The following is a 23,285-nucleotide window of genomic DNA, read 5'->3' as shown; positions in this document are numbered from 1 at the left end:
AAGCTTAAATACATATTTGCTATAAGAAAGTTAAAGCTTGACCCCGCACTTGCGTATTTACCTGGCCTTTGTCATAAACTATTTCACCGCCGACAATGGTGGTTTTAGCCCAGCCTGTCAGATTCCAGCCTTCAAAGGGACTCCAATGGCATTTGGTTAAAAGTTCCTCGCGCCGGACTGGGCGGTATGTGTTTAAATCTACAAGTACTAAATCGGCATCGTAACCAGGTGCGATCGCTCCCTTATTCGGAATACCATAAGCCACAGCTACAGCTTTAGACATCCAGTTCACAACTTCAGCCATAGTACACTTTCCTTCCATTGCCGCAGTTAACATCAAAGCGAGGGAAGTTTCCACCCCAGGCATTCCCGAAGGACTATTGGGGTATTCTTGAGCTTTTTCTTCTAAGGTGTGCGGCGCGTGATCTGTAGCGATGAAATCAATCACGCCATCGCGCAAAGCTTGCCAGAGAACTTCGTTATCGTGGGGCGATCGCAAAGGTGGATTCATCTGTGCTAATGTGCCAATTGTTTCATAAGCACTAGTATTTAACAATAAATGTTGTGGTGTCACCTCTGCTGTAACCCAACTCGGTTTCTCCTGACGCAGCAAATCTGCTTCTAGGGCTGTTGACATGTGGAGAATATGCAACCGACGTTGATATCTTTGAGAAAGTTTTAATGCTAGTTGGGTTGCCAGCAACGCCGCTTGATCGTCTTGAATTTGCGAGTGAACGGCTGGATCGTGAATATTGGCAAATTCTTGGCGGCGTTGATTGATTCTAGCTTGGTCTTCGGCATGAACGGCAATTAAGCGATCGCCTTTGGCAAAGATCGCCTCCAATGCTGTTTCACCATCAATCAATAACTGACCATGCATCGACCCCATGAAAATCTTAATTCCCGGTGTTGGCTTTGCTAAAAGCAAATCTGGTAGATTCTCTGCTGTTGCCCCAATAAAAAAGCCATAATTAACCAAGGACTTGTGTGAAGCCCGTTCTAACTTGTCGTCTAACGCTTGCTGTGTCGTTGTTAGGGGGCGCGTATTGGGCATTTCTAAAAATGAAGTGACTCCCCCTTTGGCACAGGCACAACTGGCGGTGAATAAATCTTCCTTGTGTTCTAGTCCAGGTTCCCGGAAATGTACCTGCGGATCGATAACTCCTGGCAACAAAGTTAAGCCTTCTGCGTCAACTTCAGTGGCTAGTGGTGTTTGCGAGATTTCTGGCGCAACTTCGATTATTTGGCGATCGCGCGTCAAAACATCCCCAACCATCAGTTCACCATCGGGTAAGATTATGCGAGCTTGGCGAATCAGTAACATTTTTGCAGATGACATAAAGATAACCAAGTTTAGACTGGGAGCTATGTATTACAGAGAACCATGCTTTTAGGTTAAACTTATTTGCGATCGGAGTAACCAATTTTTGCCGCGCCTTAAAAAAAAGTTTATTTTTAAAATCCACAATCTAAAATTGGTAGTCAAGATGCAAACATAAATAGGAAATTAAAATTTTCCCGTTAAGATTAACAGATAAAGTCTCACTAGGCGAGTTAATTACCTACATCTTTCGTTAAGTTAAGTAATTTCATGCATAATCAAGTGTCTGATAACAACTCTAGTCAACAACCCGATAATTCCTGGATCGCAGAGCTAGGTAGAACAATTGTATTGAGCATTGTTCTAGCTCTGGGAATTCGTACCTTTGTTGCTGAAGCACGCTGGATTCCTTCTGGCTCAATGGAACCAACTCTGCATGGTACGCCAAACCAGTGGGAGGCAGACAAAATTATTGTCGATAAGTTGAAGTATAAATTTGCTGACCCGCAACGGGGGGATATCGTAGTATTTTCACCGACAAAAGAGCTACAAAAAGAACAATATCAAGATGCTTTTATTAAACGTATAATTGGCTTGCCTGGAGAAAAAATACAACTTAAGGATGGCAAAGTCTATATCAACAACAAATCTCTCCCAGAATCCAATTACCTCAGTTCTGGGCAGACTACAGTTATTGATGTTTGCCAATCAGGGCCACAGCCACCTTTTTTAGCAAAACCCCAAACTATACCAGCCGATTCATATTTAGTACTGGGTGATAATCGTAACAGTAGTTATGATGGCCGCTGCTGGGGTCTTGTCCCCCGTCAAAATATTATTGGACGTGCTGTAGTTCGCTTCTGGCCTTTAAATCATATTGGCGGCATCGATAAATCGCCAGTATATCCATAAATTAACAATATTGTTTAAATGGATCGTTAACAAAAGAATTTTAGATTTTAGATTGGGGACTATTAAATCACCAATCTAAAATCCAAAATCCCTCTTGAAAGGTTCAGTTTGCTCTTAGAGGTTGTTTGAAAAGTCGTTAGCTGTAATTTTCAGCACCTCTTGATCCCCCCTAGCCCCCCTTAAAAAGACTACGGTGTATACACAAGTCGAATTACCCCCCTTAATCCCCCCTTATAAAGGGGGGAAAATCTAGTTCCCTCCCCTTTGCAAGGGGAGGGTTAGGGTGGGGTAAAACCTTGGTTAATCAGCTATTTCAGACTTGTGTGTACACCGAAGCCTTTCCAAGGGGAGGGTTAAGGTGGGGTAAAACCGTGATTTCTCAGCTATTTAGCCTTGGTGGAGCCAGAAGCCGACGCTGCGACTTTTTGCCAAATCTCAAATCTAATATTGCTATGAAGCCCTACCTAGCGAAGATTTTACTGTATCCAGTTAAATCACTGGATGGTGTGGAAGTTGAAAATGCTAGAGTTCTTGCCAGTGGCGCATTACAGTATGACCGCGAGTTTGCCATTTTTGACGAAAAACGTAGATTTGTCAATGGCAAGCGTCATGCTAAAATCCATTTACTAAGGGCGCAATTTGCACTCTTAAATAGAACTATCTCGTTGCAAATCCCAGATGGCGACTTACAACAAGTTTTTCATCTGGATGAGGAACGGCAAGCATTAGAAGCAACTTTGAGTAATTATTTTGAGTTTGCTGTCACATTGGGACAAAACTCTTTGATGGGTTTTCCTGACGATACAGACTCACTTGGCCCAACGGTAATTAGTACGGCCACATTAGCAGAAGTAGCTTCTTGGTTTCCTGGTTTAAGTGTAGATGAAATGCGCCGTCGGATGCGTGCCAACATCGAAATCGCTGGTGTCCCAGCATTTTGGGAAGATCGGCTATTTAGCGAACAAGGTGATTTCGTATCCTTTCAAGTGGGAAATGTAGACTTTTTAGGGGTTAACCCATGTCAGCGTTGTATAGTCCCAACACGCGATTCTTACTTAGGGGAAGCTTACCCAAACTTCCAAAAAATCTTTACAACCCAGCGACAAGCAACTCTGCCAAATTGGGTTGCTTCATCGCCTTTTAATCATTTTTATAGATTGAGTATCAATACTCAATTACCCCCATCATCAGCCGGAAAAGTTTTACACATTGGTGATGAAGTTGACATAGTTCTATAACAAAGTTAATATTTCGTTACAATAAAAAATTAAGAAGTAAATTTTTTTGGATTTTTTTTGTTTATGCTGTGTACTTACATGACAATTTTAAAATTGTTGTAGTTAAATATAAGTTTTTGTAGAAGTCCAGAAATTTTAGGGCGAGAAAATCAAGAGACCTCTTGCATAAGTGGAATAGACCCCCCTTAATCCCCCGATATATTGGCTACGGTGTATACACATATTAGTAATGAAGCCCAAACCCTGAATTTACCCCCCTTAATCCCCCCTTGCAAAGGGGGGAAATATCCGATTCTCCCCCTTTGCAAGGGGGAGTTAGAGGGGGTGAGAAGGACTTGTGTATACACCGTAGGATATATTGGGGGGAAACTTGAAATCTTTCTCCCTCCCCGATGTGAAGGGGAGGGTTGGGGAGGGGTGATTTAAGGATTTTTGCAAGAAGTCTAAGGCATCAGCAATTAAAAATTAAATTTAGGATTGGGTGCTAATGGCGACCTGATTTTTAGAATGGCATACTGGAGCTTATTGGTTAAATTTCAGTTCATTTGAGAAAATCTGTTGATATATTGCCAGATACAACTGAGCAAATTCAGCTGCAATGGCGTAACAGCCCGCAGTAAGTAATTTCTATGCTGGGCTACTCCTACGCAAAGTTTACAAATTAGGCGTTAGAGGAATTCAGTGAATCAAACAAGTATAAAGTTTCTGTACTCTTTTATACTAAAAATATAAAACTTTCATGAAAAAGCAATATATACCGTAATTATACTTGTATTAGATGTAGCTAACATGGCAAAATGCATCTAGTAGATGCTGGGGAAGAATAAAACTACAATGTTATCCAAACTTCAGCCCGTCAAATCATTTAATTGCTTAGTTGGCAAAGTTTATGCCAAGATGCCTCTGAGCTATGTTCTGATTGTGCCGTTTATCTTGCAAATTTGTGGGGCGGTGGGACTTGTGGGCTATCTTTCGTATCAAAACGGCCAAAAAGCGGTAGGAGAGCTTGCTACTCAGTTAGAAAATGAAATCTGCGATCGCATCGAACAGCATCTCGATCGCCATTTAACAACTCCGAAGCAAATTAATCAAATTAACTTAGATGCGATTGAGCTAGGCTTGCTCAAACTTTCGGACTTTCAAACTACCGGCAATTACTTTTGGAAACAAATGCAGGTTTTCAATGTTGGCTATAACAGCTTTGCCAATCCCAAAGGTGAATTTATCGGTGTTGAACGTCTAGATAATGGCCAGCTCTTAATTAATGAAGTTAGCCAAAAGCATGGTATAGGCAAACTTTATATTTATCCTACAGACAACCAAGGAAATCGTCGCCGTTTACAGGAAGTCAAAAATTACGATCCTCGAGTAGAAGCTTGGTATGCAGATCCAGTCAAAATAGGCAAACGAGTTTGGAGTAAAATTTATCAATGGGAAGATAAACCAGAAGTTTTATCCATATCTTCCAGCTATCCTGTTTACGATAAAAATCGCCAATTCGTTGGGGTAATTAGTGTTGATTTGCTCTTGTCACAAATTGGCAAGTTTTTGGCTAAGTTAAAGATCAAAGAGTCGGGTAAGACTTTTATTTTAGAACGTTCTGGATTAATAGTGGCTTCTTCTACTAGCGAGCCACCATATACGATTGTTAATGGTAAAGGAAAACGTTTATCAGCATTAGATAGTCAAAATTCTTTAATTAAACTCACAACACAGTCTTTAATCAAACGCTTTGGCAGTCTTAAGTTTGTTGTGGGGAAGCAACAGCTAAGTTTTACTGCTGATGGAATGCGTTATTTTGTCCAGGTAAAAAGCTGGAAGGACGAACTGGGTTTAGATTGGCTAATTGTGGCGGTGATTCCCGAAGGCGAATTTATGGAGCAAATTAACGCCAACACTCGCATTACGATTTTTCTGTGCATAGTTGCTTTTTTAGTGGCTACGAGAATTGGGATTTTGACTGCTCGTTGGGTAATTAAGCCGATTTTAGAATTAAACAGATCGGCGAAGAAAATTGCTCAAGGTGAATGGGAGGAAACACCAGACATTCAGCGTTCCGATGAACTGGGGGAACTAGCCAAATCATTTGAAACTATGGCAAAGCAACTCCAAGCGTCCTTTAGTGCTTTAGAAGCAAAAAATGCCCAGATGCAAGTTTTAAATGAGGCGCTATCTCATAGTCAGAGTCGGCTAACTCAATTTTTAGAAGCTATGCCAGTAGGTGTATTTATCGTTGATGCTGGAGGTGAACCTTATTATACAAATCAGCTTGGACAGCAAATTCTTGGTCAAGGGACAATAACAGAAGTTAAAGTCGAAGAATTGTCAGAGGTATATCAAGCTTACCTTGCCGGGACAGATCAACTTTACCCCAGCGATCGCTTACCGGTTGTGAGAGCATTGCTTGGGGAAAGCACCAGGGTTGATGATGTGGAAATTCACCGTTGTGACAAGATTATTCCCATTGAGGTTTTAGGAAAGCCAATTTATGATGAATCAGGGAATCTAGCTTTTGCGATCGCCACATTTTTTGATATTACCCAACGCAAACAAACAGAAAATTTATTAGCAGAATACAATCGCACCTTAGAGGCGAAAGTAAAAAAACGTACTGAAGAGTTTCAGCAAGTTATCGAGCAACTGCAAACCACCCAAGAAGAACTAATTCAATCGCAAAAAATCGCTGCACAGGAACAACAGGCAGCCGTTCGGGAAGCAGCGCGTAGCGCCGCCGCCAACCTCGCCAAAAGCGAATTTCTGGCTAACATGAGCCACGAACTGCGTACCCCACTCAATGCCATTCTTGGTTTCACCCAAGTTATGAGTCGAGATTATTCGCTATCTAGCGAACATCAACAAAACTTGGCAATAATTAATCGTGCTGGCGAACATCTACTTAAATTAATTAACGACATTCTAGAAATGTCTAAAATCGAAGCTGGCAAAATCACATTAAATTGCAGCAGCTTTGACTTAATTCATTTGTTAAAAAACCTAGAAGACATGTTGCACTTGCGTGCTGCATCTAAAAATTTAGAATTACTGTTTGAATATCCACAAGATATTCCTAAATACATAGAAACAGACGAAAATAAACTGTGTCAAGTATTGCTCAACCTCTTAGGAAACGCGATCAAATTTACTGATAAAGGGAGGGTGACGCTACGGGTGAGACTTGGGGCTGGGGAGCTGGGGAGCAGGGGAGCTGGGGAGCAGGGAGCTGGGGAGGCTGGGGAGGCTGGGGAGGCTGGGGAGGCTGGGGGAGAAGAATTAATAATCAATCCCCAATCCCTAATCTTCGAGGTACAAGATACTGGCTGTGGTATTGCCCCACAAGAGCTTGACTTGCTGTTTGAGGCATTTGAACAAACCGAAATCGGCAGAAAATTCCAACAAGGGACGGGACTGGGTTTAGCGATTAGCCGTAAATACGTGCAACTCATGGGAGGAGATATTACTGTCAGCACGATGCCGGGTGTCGGTAGTACATTTGCCTTTGATGTTCAGATTGCTCTAACTTGCCCCATAGAAATCCCAATAAACCAAATTAAATCACAAATTATAGCTTTAGCACCTAGCGAAAAAATATACCGTATCTTAGTAGTTGACGACTCTCAAGAAAGCCGTATGCTCCTAGTGAAAATTCTCACATCTCTAGGCTTTGAAGTTAAGGAAGCTATAGATGGTAGTGAAGCGATCGCTAATTGGGAATCTTGGCAACCACACTTGATTTTTATGGATATGCGAATGCCGATCATGGATGGTTACGAAGCTACAAAAATTATTAAAGCTAGAGAAATTGGGCATGGGGCAGCTAATACGTTGCGGAGGTTCCCAAAATTGAAACAGCTGGTGTCATTGGGGAACCAGTGCCTTGCAGAAGAGTTAACCGATTCAGGCGACGGCGAGGTTCTCAAAGTTGTATGCAAAGCGTCTTCGATACCCGAAGCAACTGGTGTCATCGAAAACGATCCTTCTAGTGCGTCCACTTTGCGATCGCGGATACCAACAGCCTTGGCTCCGCCTTGTGACTTCTCTAGAGCAACGCCAGATTGCTCCAATACCAATACAATCATTATTGCCCTAACTGCTAGCGCCTTTGAGGAAGAACGCCAGAAAATTCTGTCCATTGGCTGTGATGATTTTATTCGCAAGCCATTCAAACAAGAAGTATTATTGGAAAAACTGAGCAAACATCTGGGTTTAAAATATACCAATCAAGTAGAAACCACAAATATAGTAGTTGCCGATCGAGCTACACAGATTTTTATCAGTGTTGCTGAACTCCTGAGCTATTTATCAGAAATGTCACCTGAGTGGCTTCAACAGCTTCACTATGCCGCAGCTAGCTGTAGCGATGAACTGATTTTAGAGTTACTCAAGCAAATTCCTTCAGATCGTCCTCAAGTTTTCCAAGTTCTCAGAGATTTAGCAAATAACTACCAGTTTGAGAAAATCATGGAATTGACTACAAGAAAATTAGAATGAATCACGAGCATTTAGACCCTAATAAAAAAGATATTTTGATCGTTGACGACATGGCGGATAACCTCCGGGTTTTATCCTCCATATTGACAAGGGAAGGGTATAACGTTCGTAAAGCTTTAAACTGGCAAATGGCACTGACGGCAACTCAAACATTATTACCTGATTTGATTCTACTTGATATCATGATGCCAGAAGTAGATGGCTATGAAATTTGCCAGACCTTTAAATCTTGGGAGCTAACAGCTGATATTCCGGTGATTTTTATTAGTGCTTTAGATGATGTTTTTGACAAAATTAAAGCTTTTAAGGTAGGTGGTGTAGACTATATCACTAAACCTTTTGAGTTTCAAGAAGTTTTAGTGCGCGTCCAAAATCAACTGGCATTGAGATCGGCGCGATTAGAAATATTGAAACTAAATGTTGAACTGGAACATCGGGTAAAACAGCGCACTGGGGAGCTAGAAAAAACTCTCGAAAAACTCCAGGAAGAAATTGATTCTCGCCAGAAATTACAAAGTCAACTGCTAAATATAGCACTGCATGATTCTTTGACTGGATTATCAAACCGAGTTTTGTTTATTCGGCGACTAGAAGATGCTCTGAATCGGGCGAAGCAAGAATCTAGTTATCAGTTTGCGGTACTTTTTTTGGACTGCGATCGCTTCAAAGTTGTCAATGATTCTCTTGGTCATCCGGTAGGAGATGAATTGCTAATCGCCATTGCTCACCGCTTGCAAGCGTGTCTGATACCCATTGATACTTTAGCACGATTGGGCGGGGACGAATTTGGAATTCTCTTAGAGAATATTACAGATATCAATATAGCAATCCAAGTTGCCGAAAGGATTTTACAACAATTATCACTTACTTTTCAACTGTCAAGATATGAAGTATTCATGAATGCCAGTATTGGCATTAGTTGGGGTAATAAAGATTACGATCGCCCAGAGTATTTGCTGCGGGATGCTGATACGGCAATGTATCGGGCGAAGGCTAAAGGAAGAGCCAATTATCACGTTTTTAATCCAGTTATGCATCAGGAAGCTATTCAGCTTTTAGAGTTAGAAAATGACTTGCGGAGGGCTATTGAAAGGCGAGAATTCCTCGTTTACTATCAACCAATTATTTCCCTAGCTACAGGTAGAATTTCTGGATTTGAAGCCCTGGTGCGCTGGCAACATCCGATTCGTGGTCTGGTTCCTCCCATAGAATTTATTCCTGTGGCGGAAGAAACGGGTTTGATTAATGCCATCAATACTTGGGTATTACAGTCAGCTTGTCATCAATTAAGCATCTGGCAACATTATCCAGTAACACCAGAACCCCTAACTATGAGTGTCAATTTGAGTGCAAGGTTATTTTTACAACCGAATTTAGTAGAACAAATTGACCGAATAATTTATGAAAATAAAATCAATCCGGCATATTTAGAATTAGAAATTACCGAAAGTGTAATTATGGAAAATACTGATGCCATAAAAATAATTCTGCAACAACTAAGGCAGCGAAAAATCAAGTTGATTATGGATGACTTTGGCACAGGATATTCCTCTTTAAGTTACCTGCACAGCTTTCCTTTAAATGCACTCAAAATTGATAAATCTTTCGTCAAACGGATGCAAGAGAACAAAGAGAATATGGGTTTAGTACCAGCAATGATTGGCATTGCCAACTCAATGGGGATGAGTGCGATCGCTGAAGGTGTCGAAACACCAGAACAGTTAGCCCAATTGAGAAGTTTAAACTGTAATTTTGCTCAAGGATATCTATTTTCTCAACCCATAGAACCACAACTGGCTCTTAACTTGCTCACCTCAGCACCTCAATGGTAGCTATCAAGTAGCATCTGGAAAAAATTTCATTGTTGATGCTCGGTTAGATAATTGGTAAGTGCTATCTACTATACTGCTTACAGCAGTTTATCAGATTACTAAAGGTGATAACTGGTCAATAGCTTCGATAATTTGCAAAACTCTCTAGCCACGTGAGAGTTAAACTATAAATACAACTATTTCGGTGAAATCGGTCAACAAATTTCAGGGTGATTTCAAAGAACATTTACTATCCTTAATAATTATACGCATAACTTTTGATCAATAATGCATTTTAATCAAACTAACCATCAGAAAAGAAATATTTTGGTGGTCGATGATACCCCAGATAATTTGCGGCTTTTATCGGCGATGTTGACTGCACAAGGTTTTGAAGTTCGCAAAGCCCTAAACGGTAAAATGGCGCTGACTGCATGTCAAATGGTTTTGCCCGATGTGATTTTGCTGGATATCAATATGCCAGATATGGATGGCTACCAAGTTTGTCAACAACTGAAAGCTGACGATAAAACTAGTGATGTCCCAGTAATTTTTATTAGCGCCTTGGATGATGTTGTAGATAAGGTAAAAGCATTTGATGTTGGTGGTGTAGATTATATTGCAAAACCTTTTCATGGGGCAGAAGTGGTATTGCGAATTGAAAATCAGATTAATTTACGTTTGCTCCAAGTTAAACTGCAAGAAAAAAACTTTTTACTCCAACAGGCTCTTGACGACTTGAAAGCCTCTCAAGTTAAACAAATTCAGAACGAAAAAATGGTGGCGCTGGGACAGTTAGTCGCTGGGCTGGCTCATGAGATTAATAACCCGATCAGTTTTATTTATGGAAATCTTCAATATGCTGGTCAATATGTGGAAGACTTAGTGAATATAATTGAGGTCTATCAGCAAGAATATCCCAAACCGACACCAAAAATTCAGCAAATAGCCAAAGATGTAGACCTGAATTTTATCATTAAGGATTTGCAAAACCTAATAGGTGCAATGTATAGAGGCTCCGATCGCATTCGAGAAATTGTACTAGCGCTACAACATTTTTCTCGGCATGACGAAGCAGAGATGAAGCGGGTAAATATCCATGAAGACATCGAAAATACGTTAGTGATGTTACAACATCGGCTCAGGGAAGCAGCCGATCGTCCGGCAATTGTTGTAGTCAAAGATTATGGTAACTTGCCCCTAGTTACTTGTTATGCGAGTGAACTCAATCAAGTATTTATGCATTTGTTGAATAATGCTATTGATGCAATAGAAGAGGGAATGGGAAATCAATCTTCTACACCCCAAATTCGGATTCATACAGAAGTGACAGACTTGAATATAGTCAAAATTGCGATCGCAGATAATGGTCGTGGGATTGAAGAGTCGGTGCGATCGCGTTTATTTGACCCATTTTTTACCACAAAATCTGTGGGTAAAGGTAGTGGGTTAGGATTATCTATTAGTTATCAGATTATCGTCCAAAAACACCGAGGAAATATTAGCTGTAACTCATCGGTTGGCAAAGGAGCAGAATTTGCGATCGAAATTCCCATAGAACAGCCTGATATTTGATCATAGGTTTCAAAATTGGACGGTGGACAGTGGACAGTGGACAACTAACTGTTAATGGGACTTAGACAAAAATTAAGCCCCCTAGATTGCGAAGTAGATTAACGATACCTTGCAAAGCGGGGAAATTTCCAACACCAAGTTCTAGAATAAAGGTGCAGTCAAGCGAGCTTGTAAAATGCCTTCCCTGTTCCCCGGTATGGACCCATATCTTGAAGGCTACCTGTGGAGTGACGTACACAATGCCCTTGCTAGTAAAATTCGTACCTTCCTCGTCCCACAGCTGCGTCCCAAATATGCCGCACGGCTTTCAGTATATGTTGTGGAAGATATTTCCCCTTCAAGTGAAATTGGCATTTTGTACCCAGATGTCGAGGTATTGCAGATTAGCCACAGGTAATTATTGCGATCGCACCTCAACATCTATCATCCTACGAGATGCTTTCTAGTTTTACAGTGTTGTGTATTTAATTGGGGCGTTAGGAGTTAGGAGTTAGGAGTTAGGAGTTTTGTTTGTCCCCTTGTCCCCTTGTCTCCCTTGTCTCTCTTTGTCTCCTCATCCCTTTTGTAAGGTTTAATAGTTAATGGTGCAAGTGTTGAGATTTATTAAGAAGACATTATGAAATATTGGCAACTGTTAGCTAGCTTTGTCTTAGCTATGGTTCTTTTTTTGTTTCCCCTATCGGCGCAAGCTGCAAGTTCTTCTAGTATTACCCGTTCTGTGGGGAATGATGAACTTAAGGGCAAGGATTACTCTGGTCAAAGTTTAATTGGTACTGAGTTTACCAATCTCAAATTAGAGAATGCTAATTTTAGCAATGCTGACTTACGTGGTGGCGTGTTTAACGGTAGCGTCTTGGAGGAAGTAAATCTGCATGGTGCTGATTTTAGTGAAGGCATAGCCTATCTCACAAGGTTTAAGAATGCTGATTTAAGTGATGCTGTGTTGACTGATGCAATGATGCTGCGTTCTACTTTTGATGGCGTGGATATCACAGGTACTGATTTTACGAATGCAATTTTAGATGGGATACAAGTGAAAAAGCTTTGTGTTAAGGCCAGTGGTGTGAATTCTAAAACTGGTGTGGATACCCGCAAGTCTTTAGGATGTAAGTAAAATATCACCCCTCTTCGCTAATCTACGGTGTATAGACAAGTCTGAAATAGCTGATTAACCAAGGTTTTACCCCACCCTAACCCTCCCCTTATAAAGGGGAGGGAACTAGATTTCCGGTCTCCCCCCAATATATCGGGGGGATTAAGGGGGGTAATTTGACTTGTGTATACACCGTAGCTTCGCTAATGGAGAGGGGTATGTTTTTTAACGAATTACGAATTACGAATTACGAATTACGAATTACCAGCAGCGATCGCTAGTGATATGCTTCTCTTAAAAAGCTGGCATAATTTGCCCGAACTGTCATAGTTGTTGGATGACTTACGCCTAAAGTCCGTTCACAAATTTTCAAAGCTTTCTCAAATAAGGGTTTGGCTTTGCGGTAGCGTCTTGTGTAACGGTAGAGTGCTGCTAGATTGTTTAGGCTAATGGCGACATCGGGATGGTTATTTCCTAGAAGGCGTTTACTCAGTTCTAAAGCTTGCTCATACAAAGGTTCGGCTTGCTTGTAACTTCCTGTAGATTCGTAAAGTTGTGCTAAATTATTTAGGCTGGTGGCAACATCGGGATGGTTATCTCCCAACAGACGTTTTCTCAGTTTTAATGCTTGCTTGAGTAAGGGTTCACCTTCGCTGTAGCGTCTTGTATAACAGTACAATGCTCCTAAATTGTTCAGACTTGTGGCAACATGGGGATGTTCTTCTCCCACTAGGCGTTTCCACAGTTCTAAAGCTTGCTGATACAAAGGTTCAGCTTCGCTATAGCGTCCTGTATATTCGTAGATTAATCCTAAATAGCTCAGGCTAGTGGCGACATCGGTATGTTCTTCTCCTAGCAGGTGTTTTCTCAGTTTTAAAGCTTGCTCAAACAAGGGTTCGGCTTCGTTGTAGCGTCCTGTAGATTCGTAAAGTTGTGCTAAATTATTTAGACTAGTGGCGACATCGATATGTTCTGAACCAAGACGATTTTGAGTTAGTTCTACACACTGTTGCAACCAAAATTGTGCTTGCTGATAAAGTTCTTGACTTTGATAAAACCAGGCTAATTTGCTAAACAGAGTTATTAGATTTTCATCGCCCACATATTCGGATAGGTGGGTTGCAACTTCTGTAATGTGCGGGATATGTGGAGTGAGGTTAAGAATATCTTCAGGGTTAAGCTGTTGCGGAATTAGCTTTGCTACCTCTAACATCATGGCAGCAAATTTAGTTTTTGCTTCATCCGCCTCACTTGACTTATCCAACTTCACTTGGAAAAGTTGTCGAATCTGTGGATTTAGACGATAAATTCCTTTACTTTTTTGTTGTAAAAGATGCAATTCCAGTAAATCGGCTATGGCTTTCTGGTTGAGTTCTTGTTTTTTGTCATCTTCTATTGTCTCAACAGATAAAGGAATGTCAGCTAAAGCACACAAACTTAGCAAACAGCCAAAGCTTTGGGCATTTTCATCCAACTGTTCCCAACTCAATTCAAAAGCTTCAAATATGCCGTATTCATCAGGCATCAATGAGTTAGCATTGACTACTGGTTCATGTTCCACTCGTTTCTTCTGTAGCCGCTTCAGCAGTGTTTCCAGAGATAAATCTGGCATTTTATCTAGATATTTTCCCACTAACTCTAACGCTAAAGGTAAATATCCCAAAAATTTACAAATTCTTCTCGCAAACCAAGGTTCTTGTTGCAGTCGTTCTCGAACCACTAGCGATTTTAATAATTTTATCGCCGCCAATGGTTTGAGGACATCCAATTCACTATTATATTTTGCGCTCAGGTAAGCTTGTAACTTTTCTAGTTTGTCTCGATTGTTAAAAGTCGCTAACTCAGGATTATTCTGGGCAAACTTGTCATACACCTCACTCACCCACTTTGTAAAAGCAGCAATATCAACGTTTAATTCGCTGGCAAGTTTAGCTTTCGTTTTACCTAAGTTTTCTATCTGAAAAGAATTTGCAAAAGCTGCCGTTTGCTCTAGAGATAAGCTATTGGTAGCAGCTTCTTTGGCTAGAAAATTAGCCCATTGCATAAACAGTTTGTGAGTTTGCGAAGTTTATTTTTATTCTAGCTTTGTCTCCATTGGGAAATCTCCTCTCTTTGGGATAAAAATATTATTTGTATAAAAATATTTAAAAGCAGTGCCATTTGAGTATCTGAAGTTCAAGTTTCGTCAAAATAGGTAGGCGATGTCTATGAGAGGCTTGAGAGTCGAACCGCAGAGGCACAGAGGGCGCGGAGGAAGAGAGAGAGAAAAGGGAGCAAAGGCTGTTTGAGGTTACAATTGATAGCGATCGCTATTCCTCTGCTTGTTGTTTGAGTAAAATAACCGCAAACCAGCGTCACGCAAAGCTTAAATTTCAAGAGATATGCTTGGGATTAGTCCACGTCTTTTTGCTAATATCAGCAAGCCTCCGGTTCCGATAGTATTAATACCTAAAGCTTGACCGCAACTCCGTGCTGCTCTATCGTCAACAATAAGTTAATAATTCACCAGTAATCGACATTTGCTACTTCCTGGTCTTTATCCTCAGTTTCTTAGAGAGCATTCCTCGGCTTAGAGTCAAGAGCGCTAAGATTTACCCTTTGAACCTCAAGTTTGGTGTTTGGAACTCGAATTTTTCATATTAGTCATAGCTCCGTCATAGTTTTGTCATATTAATGTCAATGTAACGTGTTTAATTTCAAAAAGATGTATCGTAGCTGAATATCTATTTAAACAGCAATTACTAACATAGATGTAATTATTTATATATTCACTACTTACTATCTTCAAAAGTACAATAGACATTGATAAAGCTATGATGTTTTCTTTATTTTTCTCGACTGTTTCTTGTTCTAGTGATGTCGATTTAGGTTTTTTAGAATTAAGTTGGTTAAAAATAGTTTTTTTAGGAATTGTACAAGGAATTACTGAATTATTACCCATTAGTAGCACAGCACATTTACGAATTATTCCGGGATTACTAGGATGGCAAGATCCAGGCAGTGCTTTTAGTGCAGCGATGCAGTTAGCAAGTATTGCGGCTGTCATTAGTTATTTTTGGCAAGATTTAAAGAAATTAACAGGTGCAACGGTGAGGGCGATTTCTGAACAAGATTACAGCAACCAATATTTTCGTTTAGCCATTGGATTGTTAATCGGTACAATTCCTATTGCTGTTGCAGGCCTTTTACTAAAAAAAAGTCTCAATGCTTGTAATTCTCCTTTCCGCGCCTTGATAGTGGTAGGAATATCATCAATTGTTATGTCTTTATTGCTAGGAGTTGCAGAAAAATTTGGAAAACGCGATCGCGTTTTTAATCAATTATCAATAACTGACGGTATTTGGGTAGGAATTTCTCAAGCATTCGCTTTAATTCCTGGGGTTTCTCGCTCTGGTTCTACCTTAACCGCAGGATTGTTTTTAGGGATGGAACGAGAAACTGCTGCTAGATTCTCATTTTTATTGGGGTTGCCAGCCGTTATTCTAGCAGGAGCTTTAGAACTACATACACTTTTCAAAGCTGGACTTGATTTCAATGGTTGGATAACTTTAATTATCGGTTTAACTACAGCTAGTATTTCTGCTTTTGGTGCGATTTATAGTTTACTTCATTATTTAGAAAAATACAGCACTTGGGTATTTGTCTGGTATCGTTTGGCGATGGGAATATTCCTCGTTGTTAGCGTTGTTACTGGCTTTTTATCCAACTAAATACTAATGACTGTTTTTAGCTGGTGTTAAGGGGGCAGGAGGAGTAAATCAGTGGTGAACAATAAGATCCCCGACTTCTCAAAGAAGTCGGGGATCTGAGTCTCTCGATTTTCACAACTCATTTAGGATTGCTATAGAGCCATTGATAATTGGTTTTCCAAAAGAATTAATTTCGGAAATTAGATCGTATCTAGCGGTATCTAGCAGTTCCGGTGAGTACTATAGTTTGATATGACTGCAATTGTCCAAACAAGGGAGTGCGAATAAATCCTGATGTTTTTTGAGTAGTTAAAATGGCTTCAGTTTTGACAGGACTTTCTCGAGTTCCGATCGCTAGGTTGATAATTGGTAAGAGCAAGCTCAGTTTAACTACATTTCCTCCCAAATCAGGGTTTATTGGTCTGCTAATAATTACCGTCACTAGTGTGCCAATATCAGTAGCTAATGTCTGAATTTCATTGCCACTAAAGTGCTTAGAAATGTTTTGAGTTCTGTAATCAAGCTGTGAAACTCCATTGAGAATTGAATACTTGATGTGAGTATCTTTATCCTCAAGTTCAAATTCATTTGGTCGTTGCACAACAATTGCTTGTGCTGGCTTTGTGGATTTGGTTATCAAAAAAGATAACGCTGATGTCGTCGTTAAGCCAGTCACAAAAGTGAGAGCTGTTTTGATAATTTGACGACGGTTGAAGTTTGGGGATATATTTTTAAGGCTCATAATCGGTAATCTAAACTATTTATTAATATATACTTTTCTTCCTAAAAATAGATTGCGATCGCGCCGCAGGACTAATTCATAATTCGTAATTCGTAATTCGTAATTCGTAGTTACAAGAGTCTTACAGAGTCTAGGTTTTAGGGTTTGAATCTGTTACTGAATTTTAGAGAACTGGTATAAGAAAGCGTGATGATAAGAAATATTGCTGCTGCTAGCGTCGTAATTGTCTAATTATTGAGCCTTTAAAGCTCGAAGTTGCACCTTTTATCCTCAACGTTGAGCCTTTAAAGCTCGAAGTTGCGCCTTTTATCCTCGAAGTTGCGCCTTTTATCCTCGAAGTTGCACCTTTTATCCTCAACGTTGCACCTTTTATCTTCAAAGTTGCACCTTTTATCCTCGAAGTTGCACCTTTTATCCTCGAAGTTGCGCCTTTTATCCTCGAAGTTGCGCTTTTTATCCTCGAAGTTGCGCTTTTTATCCTCAACGTTGCGCCTTTTATCCTCAACGTTGCACCTTTTATCCCCGAAGTTGCGATTTGCTACTCAAAACAGCCAGATAAATACTCTATCTCTCCTGCTCCCTGCTCCCTGCCCCCTAATACTAAGGTGACTGATTTAACACCCACTTCAACCACTGCCTAAAAGAACTTATAGTATTCAACCTTTGAACTCCAGTAGCACGGGCGGCGGCGAGTCCATCAACGGCGACCAATGCGGCGTATTGCAAGCCCAAAAAACTATCAACTGCGGCATAAGGGCCACCTAAAGTAATCGCTCCAGCAGCATACATTTGACCTTTATCACTACGCATTTCTACCAATTCAAAATTGTTCGCTACAGTCAATCGCCCCAAGTGATTCACTGGGAGATTGTAATGTTTCACCAAATCTGCCAGTAGGGGATTAGCATCTACTTTGGCATCTAATCCAGTAGCATCAACAATAAAATCAGCTAGCAATTTCATTTCGCCAAAGCTTTGCTCTCGGATACGAGTAATAGTCCGGTTTTGGGCATCTCGTTCTACATCCAATACCTCTCCGAAGGTAATTTGATACCAGCCTTCGCTTAACCCTTGGGCAGTAATTTGCTGCCAGTCTTGGCGGTCGGCGGTGGTAGTTCCACCCCAGTCTGCTAGTAAACGCTTGCGTTCGTCGGGGGTGGCTTTTTCTAACATTGCCCGGAGTTCGCCGCCCCAACAGGCTTTAGGCCAATTAAATGGTTGAAATTCGTAATGATTTTTGACTAGGCGCGTGGCTCTTTGAAATTTGTTACCTTGGGGTTTAGGCGATCGCATTAAATGCAAAACTGCAATATTCCGATTTCGTTTTCTGGCTTCATAAATTCGCTGCACAATCCGCGAAGCCACAATTCCCCGCCCCCGAATCAATACGGTACCACCATGTTGCTCTAGTTGCTCATATACATGATCGTGGGCTTCATAGGCATTGACAACAGATTTAAAGTCTTGATATTTTTCCCTATAAGCTTGCAAATCTGGGAGAAACTGAATTGCTGGATACCCAGTAGCTAAATGTAAATAACGACTAATTAAAAAAGCATAATTTCCTGGGCCGCGAGAATAGGCTAGGCAATATCTGCCATCATCAGTTTTGCGAATTACTCTAACTCGTCCATAGCGATAAATTTGATTCCAGCCAATGCGCTTCGTCTCCCTATCTATAGAATCAAAGACATTACCCGCACGAGGAGTATAGGTTTCTGCAAATGTTGGTTCAGCAAACACTTGCCACAAATATTTGAATGCTGACTTTATCTCTCCCTTAGCTAAGTCTCCCCAAGCTTCACGCAAGGCATAACTAGGCCAGCCCCAAATATTATCAGGACAAGAATCAGAATTAGAACGCAGTCTTTCATATAAGGGAATTTGCGAATTCAGACAGAGGCGCTTGTAACGAGCATAAGGTTCCGCCTCTAATCCCAAAGCCACAATTTTGTCAGCACGTACACCACTAATTCGCAGCAAATCAGCCCATAAAAAGCTACCCAATCCCGCCCCGATCGCTAGATAATCAGATTCATCTACTGGTAATCCCGTCGCATGAAGTGCTTGCACAGAGACTTTCTCCGCCTGAAACGCCAATGGTGGGAAATTTGCCAAGGGCGCTTGCGGCTGTACTACAGGCAAGCTGGGGTCTGGACGATTAGTATTTGCGTTGAAGTGAATCGTTGAAGGAGGGCTGGTATCTGGTGCAGAGGCGTTAGCAGCAAATGTCACCGCGATCAGATACGGGCCAATTTGTAACGTATCGCCATTAACTAGAACACTGCGCGTTTGTGGTTGACCATTGACATACACACCGTTAACGCTACCTTGGTCAATCACTACTAAATGGTCTTGTTCCCAGTCAATTAGGGCATGGTAACGAGAAACTTCATTACTGTTAAGTAGCATTCGAGAAACCCGTACTCCCCTGAGTTCAGCAGGTAAGCGAGCGAATTCTCGACCAAAAGCGATCGGCATATTCAACCTTGGTTCTCGCCGTTCACCTGTCGCCGGTTCTTCCCAACTCAATTGGATTTGTTCATTTGTCATTTGTCATTTGTCATTTGTCATTGGTCATTGGGCATTGGGAAAGAGAAGGCAGGAGCCAGAAGTTCTTTAATTTTGAATTTTGAATTTTGAATTTTGAATTGATTGCCCCCTAACTCCTTGTTACCAACACACTCACAGCCGCAGCTAAAGATGTCCCACACCAATGACAGCCAATTTGCAAATTCTCTCCTGGGGAAACTTTATGACATTTGGGGCATTCTAAGCCATAAACTCCTGGTGGTGCTGGGGGTGTTGGTGGATGGTGATGATGTCCAATATGTGCTGGTGGATTGGGTGGTAGCAAAATTGTGGCTGGAATGCTACCCGTAGAAACGTTACTAACATTGAGTTTTACTTGTCCTAAAGTGATGCTAGTGCCTTGAGTTAAAGGCATTTCACCTTGGACTAATTGCCGTCCATCGATAAGGGGGGGATTTTGCGATCGCAAATTCCTGATATAAAAGTGCTGTTGCTGGTGATGAAAAAATATTTCAACGTGCAGTCCAGATACAGTAGGGTGACTCAGAACAATATCGCACCGGAGGGGGTCACGACCAATGCGGACAGTTCCATGATTTTGACTTGGCTGTTGTTCGTAAATATTCTGAGTTTTATCTTGACCTGCATCATGCCACTGTAAAGTTAGTGCGTTCATTGTTCTAACTTCGGAACTAGTATTTGGTTAGCTATTTCAACTTCTTTCTGTGCGATTCCTAACACGATTGAGTCGGTGCAAGCAAGTATTTAGAAAAAAATTCAACAAGCTTTATTTTGCCGACGCTAATCTATCGGCAATACGTGTAGTTTCTGGTAGCCGATATTTGGGCGTACAGCGTAATACATAGTCAATCGCTGTCGGTAAACTGATTCGATGACCACTGGAGATGTATAGAGGTTTTACTCCTGTGCGCGATCGCAAAACGACCCCAATGGTTTCACCGTCATGTATCAAGGGTTGCGTGCTACCTTTGGTTTCTGCCAATTCCTCATGCTTACCTATCAACCTCGACTTAGCTACACCAATTGTCGGCATATCTATAAGTAACCCTAAATGGCTGGCTATACCTAATCTGCGGGGATGAGCAATTCCATTACCATCGCACAGGATGATATCTGGTATTGTTTTAATCTTTTCCAGGGCATCGAGGACAGCTGGAATTTCCCGAAACGAGAGGAACCCAGGAACATAAGGAAAGGTTGTAGGACGATGTGCTAGGCTTGTCTCGATTACTTGCAAATCAGGAAAACTCAGGACTGCGACAGCTGCACGGCTAATTGTTCCATCAGCTTCAAAACCCATATCTACGCCAGCAACATACTGGATAGGTTCTTGCAGTCGATCCTCAGTAATTACTTGATGGCGCAGCTTTTCTTGGATAACTATGGCTTCTTCTAGTGTCGAAGGCCAAGCATGATTTTGATAAAACTTCATATTGAAAATTGGAATTAACTGATTAATATTAATCCTGTTAATTTGGCAAGCACAAAAACAAGATTTTTTGATATTGAGACAAGGGAAATATATTTTTTGTAAAAGTCTGTAAATGACTATCTTTATAGTAAATCTTTTAGCCCAAGTTAGCTGATACTTTGCATCATAATGTTACTTAAGGCTGTCAAGAGGGAATCCTGAGAATATAAGTTTATTTTCCTAAATTTTCTCTTTTACTGGTTATGACACAGCCAAATATTCTAAAACTTGCAAAACAGGGAAATGTAGAAGCGATCGCATCTCTGATGAACCGCCACCTACACCCCAAAGGGATCAACGCAAATGTTGCCTTCCAAGATGCTTGCTTAGAGGTAATACTAGAATCTGCCCAAGTACCAAATCAGCAAATTTTAGTTGCATTTATCCGCAAAGGGTTAACAGCTTTAGGGGCTGCATCTGTTGAAAGAGTCAAAGTTTATGGACAACAAACAGGTAAGGAGTTTCCGGCTTGGAGTAAAGAGTTTGATTTGGGCATGATAGAAGCTGATTTAGAACCAGTAGATAATGAACATTCTTCTAACAATCCTCAAATTCTAACTATTTGTATTAACTTAAGTGGCGATACAGCACAGGGATTAACAAACCAAGATTTTGAGTTTATTGCTAATCAAATCAGTACTGATATTTTATCATCTTGTACCGATGTTTTTATTCAAAAAGTAAGTATTAGCAATGGTAGCTCTGTAATTACAAAGGAACGTTAAGGTCATGACACAGCCGAATATTAAGGAAGTTACTAAGCAAAAGCTACAAAAGTTTTACTGGCCTTTATGGTTTCCTTATCCTAGTTCTTGGTTAAAAGCATTGATTTTGAATCTATTTTTGAGCGCTATTATATTTGTACTCAAGAATCCTGGTAAGTTAGGCTACCGTATCGCATATTTTGTACGCAGTCCAGAATTATTGGCTATATTTACAATACTGTTAATCTTATCTCCAATTCCTATAATTTCTTTGACTCATCACTGCTTACATTTGCTTATTAGTCGGTTTATGTCAGAAATTCAAGCACCCGAAATAGGTAAAACACAAGGATTATTACCAGGAATAATGAGTTGGTGGGAAGGATTGTACGCTTGGCTTGTAATTACAATTTCTACACTGATAGCAGCTTTTTTCTCTACAATAGTCCTATCATTATTTGATCTGAGCTACGTCGAACCGATTGAATACTACAGACAGATGCAAAATATTAATAATAATATAATAGTAGTATTTGGGCTATTCTATATTTCTGCTAGCGCACTGATTTATCAAATTGAATATTTGGTAAGACATCGAATAATATCTGCTTATTCTGGCAATAAATAAAAAGATATAAGTGAATCAAATATTAATTTAAATCCAGATAAACAAGTCGATGTATTGCACAACAAAATGGGTTTGTACAAAATAAAATCGAATATTTTATCGGATAATGAACAAAATAGAATTATCGAGACTCGACGGAAGGATCGTAGTTTAAATAAAAAGTTATTGATCGTTTTTATAATATTTTCAATTCCTCTAGGAATATACTTTTCTTCAAGATTTTCAGAAAGACTCCCCCTAACTTCTAAAAGTTCAACACAAATACCATCAAAGCCTGTATTAGTTACACCCTCACCAGTAGCTTCAGAATCGCCGACTGTGTTACTCCAAACTGATACATTCCGAGAGGCAGTAAGTAAAGCAATCAATGCGGCTAACCTGACCCAATCAGCAAAATCTCCAGATGATTGGAAGATAGTTACGAGTGAATGGGAAGCTGCGATCGCACTTATGAAAGCTGTGCCATCTTCCAGCCAAAATTATCCAATAGCCCAGCAAAAAATCATAGAATATCAGAAAAATCTTAACTACGCTCATAAAAATGCCATTGGTGGCAAGTAATGCGATCGCACCTCAAAGCTAAACTAGAAGAAACAGTGCGATACTGACGGTAAGCTACGTTAACGCTGACAAAATTTACTCAGATTCTTCACCTAAATAAGATTGGCGACTGTGGTGAACATGAAGAATTGCGACAATATCTTCTTCAACAACAAACAAAACTCGATATTTTCTTCGTTTTCCAACCCAAAGTTGCCGAATTTCACGACCAATCACTGCTACTTCTGGTGCTATGCTACAGCGATTAGGAAATTCTTGAAGCGAAGCGATAGCGTCTTGAAGTTCGTAATACCAGTTTTTGGCTACTTCAGCACTCAGATTGTCGCACATCCAACGATAGGACATTTCGATTTCTTGAAAAGCGGTGGGTTGAATGAGAACTTGGTAGCTCATGGGCGAGGCGGAATGCCAAGTTTGTGTTGTAGGGTTGCCAAGGCTTCCTCGGCAGGAATTCCTTCACCCTGCTCAAACTCATCTAGTCCTTTACGAATACCTACTA

At 40.6% G+C, this 23,285-nt stretch carries 20 protein-coding genes; 11 read left to right on the top strand and 9 right to left on the bottom strand.

The genetic code is table 11. The features are described from left to right. Positions 1–19 precede the first annotated feature (19 nt). Positions 20–1,339, bottom strand: coding sequence for a dihydroorotase (locus tag HWQ37_RS02215; RefSeq protein WP_292743194.1), 1,320 nt, complete (start codon positions 1,337–1,339; stop codon positions 20–22). Between the two features lie 252 nt (positions 1,340–1,591). Between HWQ37_RS02215 and lepB the strand changes: the two genes are divergently transcribed. The 7 genes from lepB (at position 1,592) to HWQ37_RS02180 (ending at position 12,459) form a co-directional block, all read left to right on the top strand. Beyond that, positions 1,592–2,233, top strand: coding sequence for a signal peptidase I (gene lepB, locus HWQ37_RS02210; RefSeq protein ID WP_292743192.1), 642 nt, complete (start codon positions 1,592–1,594; stop codon positions 2,231–2,233). 452 nt (positions 2,234–2,685) lie between these two features. After that, on the top strand, positions 2,686–3,471 hold the full coding sequence (locus tag HWQ37_RS02205) for an MOSC domain-containing protein (protein WP_292743258.1): 786 nt from the start codon (positions 2,686–2,688) through the stop codon (positions 3,469–3,471). An 834-nt stretch (positions 3,472–4,305) separates the two neighbouring features. After that, complete coding sequence (locus tag HWQ37_RS02200) at positions 4,306–7,959, top strand: ATP-binding protein (protein WP_292743190.1); 3,654 nt, start codon at positions 4,306–4,308, stop codon at positions 7,957–7,959. Further along, positions 7,956–9,791, top strand: coding sequence for a GGDEF/EAL domain-containing response regulator (locus HWQ37_RS02195; protein WP_292743188.1), 1,836 nt, complete (start codon positions 7,956–7,958; stop codon positions 9,789–9,791). Before HWQ37_RS02200 ends, HWQ37_RS02195 begins: the two co-directional genes overlap by 4 nt. Positions 9,792–10,058: 267 nt before the next feature. Continuing rightward, positions 10,059–11,345 (top strand): hybrid sensor histidine kinase/response regulator, encoded by a 1,287-nt coding sequence (locus tag HWQ37_RS02190; RefSeq protein WP_292743186.1) that lies wholly within the window; start codon positions 10,059–10,061, stop codon positions 11,343–11,345. 175 nt (positions 11,346–11,520) lie between these two features. Beyond that, positions 11,521–11,742: a DUF4058 family protein gene (locus HWQ37_RS02185; RefSeq protein ID WP_292743184.1), complete on the top strand. Its 222-nt coding sequence runs from the start codon at positions 11,521–11,523 to the stop codon at positions 11,740–11,742. Positions 11,743–11,961: 219 nt separating this feature from the next. Then, positions 11,962–12,459, top strand: a complete 498-nt coding sequence (locus HWQ37_RS02180; protein ID WP_292743182.1) for a pentapeptide repeat-containing protein — start codon at positions 11,962–11,964, stop codon at positions 12,457–12,459. A gap of 256 nt (positions 12,460–12,715) precedes the next feature. Here the strand turns inward: HWQ37_RS02180 and HWQ37_RS02175 are convergent, their stop codons facing one another. Next, a complete protein-coding gene (locus HWQ37_RS02175; protein WP_292743180.1) occupies positions 12,716–14,482 on the bottom strand; it encodes a tetratricopeptide repeat protein in 1,767 nt (588 codons plus the stop codon). A gap of 321 nt (positions 14,483–14,803) precedes the next feature. Further along, complete coding sequence (locus HWQ37_RS34800; RefSeq protein ID WP_465249658.1) at positions 14,804–14,929, bottom strand: PIN domain-containing protein; 126 nt, start codon at positions 14,927–14,929, stop codon at positions 14,804–14,806. 322 nt (positions 14,930–15,251) lie between these two features. Between HWQ37_RS34800 and HWQ37_RS02170 the strand changes: the two genes are divergently transcribed. After that, positions 15,252–16,148, top strand: coding sequence for an undecaprenyl-diphosphate phosphatase (locus HWQ37_RS02170; protein WP_292743178.1), 897 nt, complete (start codon positions 15,252–15,254; stop codon positions 16,146–16,148). Positions 16,149–16,338: 190 nt separating this feature from the next. On the opposite strand, the gene HWQ37_RS02165 is transcribed toward HWQ37_RS02170, so the two are convergent. From HWQ37_RS02165 to nfi, 5 genes are all read right to left on the bottom strand, one after another. Further along, the gene (locus tag HWQ37_RS02165) at positions 16,339–16,869 is read right to left on the bottom strand and encodes a hypothetical protein (protein WP_292743176.1); all 531 of its coding nucleotides are present in this window, start codon (positions 16,867–16,869) and stop codon (positions 16,339–16,341) included. A 211-nt stretch (positions 16,870–17,080) separates the two neighbouring features. After that, complete coding sequence (locus tag HWQ37_RS02160) at positions 17,081–17,374, bottom strand: hypothetical protein (protein WP_292743174.1); 294 nt, start codon at positions 17,372–17,374, stop codon at positions 17,081–17,083. 95 nt (positions 17,375–17,469) lie between these two features. Continuing rightward, positions 17,470–19,422, bottom strand: a complete 1,953-nt coding sequence (locus HWQ37_RS02155; RefSeq protein ID WP_292743172.1) for an FHA domain-containing protein — start codon at positions 19,420–19,422, stop codon at positions 17,470–17,472. Between the two features lie 109 nt (positions 19,423–19,531). Continuing rightward, complete coding sequence (locus tag HWQ37_RS02150) at positions 19,532–20,077, bottom strand: FHA domain-containing protein (RefSeq protein ID WP_292743170.1); 546 nt, start codon at positions 20,075–20,077, stop codon at positions 19,532–19,534. Between the two features lie 111 nt (positions 20,078–20,188). After that, the gene (nfi, locus tag HWQ37_RS02145) at positions 20,189–20,854 is read right to left on the bottom strand and encodes a deoxyribonuclease V (protein ID WP_292743168.1); all 666 of its coding nucleotides are present in this window, start codon (positions 20,852–20,854) and stop codon (positions 20,189–20,191) included. Positions 20,855–21,096: 242 nt separating this feature from the next. Between nfi and HWQ37_RS02140 the strand changes: the two genes are divergently transcribed. The 3 genes from HWQ37_RS02140 (at position 21,097) to HWQ37_RS02130 (ending at position 22,786) form a co-directional block, all read left to right on the top strand. Further along, positions 21,097–21,618, top strand: a complete 522-nt coding sequence (locus HWQ37_RS02140; protein WP_292743166.1) for a hypothetical protein — start codon at positions 21,097–21,099, stop codon at positions 21,616–21,618. A gap of 4 nt (positions 21,619–21,622) precedes the next feature. Next, positions 21,623–22,225 carry a hypothetical protein gene (locus HWQ37_RS02135; protein WP_292743164.1) on the top strand — a complete coding sequence of 201 codons (603 nt, stop codon included), beginning with the start codon at positions 21,623–21,625 and terminating at the stop codon, positions 22,223–22,225. A 318-nt stretch (positions 22,226–22,543) separates the two neighbouring features. Then, the gene (locus HWQ37_RS02130; RefSeq protein WP_292743162.1) at positions 22,544–22,786 is read left to right on the top strand and encodes a hypothetical protein; all 243 of its coding nucleotides are present in this window, start codon (positions 22,544–22,546) and stop codon (positions 22,784–22,786) included. A gap of 75 nt (positions 22,787–22,861) precedes the next feature. Here the strand turns inward: HWQ37_RS02130 and HWQ37_RS02125 are convergent, their stop codons facing one another. Further along, positions 22,862–23,179: a type II toxin-antitoxin system RelE/ParE family toxin gene (locus HWQ37_RS02125; RefSeq protein ID WP_292743160.1), complete on the bottom strand. Its 318-nt coding sequence runs from the start codon at positions 23,177–23,179 to the stop codon at positions 22,862–22,864. Positions 23,180–23,285 lie beyond the last annotated feature (106 nt).

Source organism: Nostoc sp. NMS4 (genome assembly GCF_017115095.1).
GTDB lineage: Bacteria > Cyanobacteriota > Cyanobacteriia > Cyanobacteriales > Nostocaceae > Nostoc.
The sequence above is the reverse complement of the archived record's forward strand: the minus strand, read 5'-3'. Positions and strand labels throughout refer to the sequence as shown.

Bases quoted from the DNA above. Each gene is read 5' to 3' on its own strand.
- HWQ37_RS02195 (WP_292743188.1), top strand. From the start codon at position 7,956: ATGAATCACGAGCATTTAGACCCTAATAAAAAAGATATTTTGATCGTT.
- HWQ37_RS02180 (WP_292743182.1), top strand. From the start codon at position 11,962: ATGAAATATTGGCAACTGTTAGCTAGCTTTGTCTTAGCTATGGTTCTT.
- HWQ37_RS02125 (WP_292743160.1), bottom strand. From the start codon at position 23,179: ATGAGCTACCAAGTTCTCATTCAACCCACCGCTTTTCAAGAAATCGAA.
- HWQ37_RS02190 (WP_292743186.1), top strand. From the start codon at position 10,059: ATGCATTTTAATCAAACTAACCATCAGAAAAGAAATATTTTGGTGGTC.
- HWQ37_RS02135 (WP_292743164.1), top strand. From the start codon at position 21,623: ATGACACAGCCGAATATTAAGGAAGTTACTAAGCAAAAGCTACAAAAG.
- lepB (WP_292743192.1), top strand. From the start codon at position 1,592: ATGCATAATCAAGTGTCTGATAACAACTCTAGTCAACAACCCGATAAT.
- HWQ37_RS02175 (WP_292743180.1), bottom strand. From the start codon at position 14,482: ATGCAATGGGCTAATTTTCTAGCCAAAGAAGCTGCTACCAATAGCTTA.
- HWQ37_RS02150 (WP_292743170.1), bottom strand. From the start codon at position 20,077: ATGAACGCACTAACTTTACAGTGGCATGATGCAGGTCAAGATAAAACT.
- HWQ37_RS02140 (WP_292743166.1), top strand. From the start codon at position 21,097: ATGACACAGCCAAATATTCTAAAACTTGCAAAACAGGGAAATGTAGAA.
- HWQ37_RS02185 (WP_292743184.1), top strand. From the start codon at position 11,521: ATGCCTTCCCTGTTCCCCGGTATGGACCCATATCTTGAAGGCTACCTG.
- HWQ37_RS02205 (WP_292743258.1), top strand. From the start codon at position 2,686: ATGAAGCCCTACCTAGCGAAGATTTTACTGTATCCAGTTAAATCACTG.
- nfi (WP_292743168.1), bottom strand. From the start codon at position 20,854: ATGAAGTTTTATCAAAATCATGCTTGGCCTTCGACACTAGAAGAAGCC.
- HWQ37_RS02155 (WP_292743172.1), bottom strand. From the start codon at position 19,422: ATGACAAATGAACAAATCCAATTGAGTTGGGAAGAACCGGCGACAGGT.
- HWQ37_RS02165 (WP_292743176.1), bottom strand. From the start codon at position 16,869: ATGAGCCTTAAAAATATATCCCCAAACTTCAACCGTCGTCAAATTATC.
- HWQ37_RS02215 (WP_292743194.1), bottom strand. From the start codon at position 1,339: ATGTCATCTGCAAAAATGTTACTGATTCGCCAAGCTCGCATAATCTTA.
- HWQ37_RS02170 (WP_292743178.1), top strand. From the start codon at position 15,252: ATGATGTTTTCTTTATTTTTCTCGACTGTTTCTTGTTCTAGTGATGTC.
- HWQ37_RS02200 (WP_292743190.1), top strand. From the start codon at position 4,306: ATGTTATCCAAACTTCAGCCCGTCAAATCATTTAATTGCTTAGTTGGC.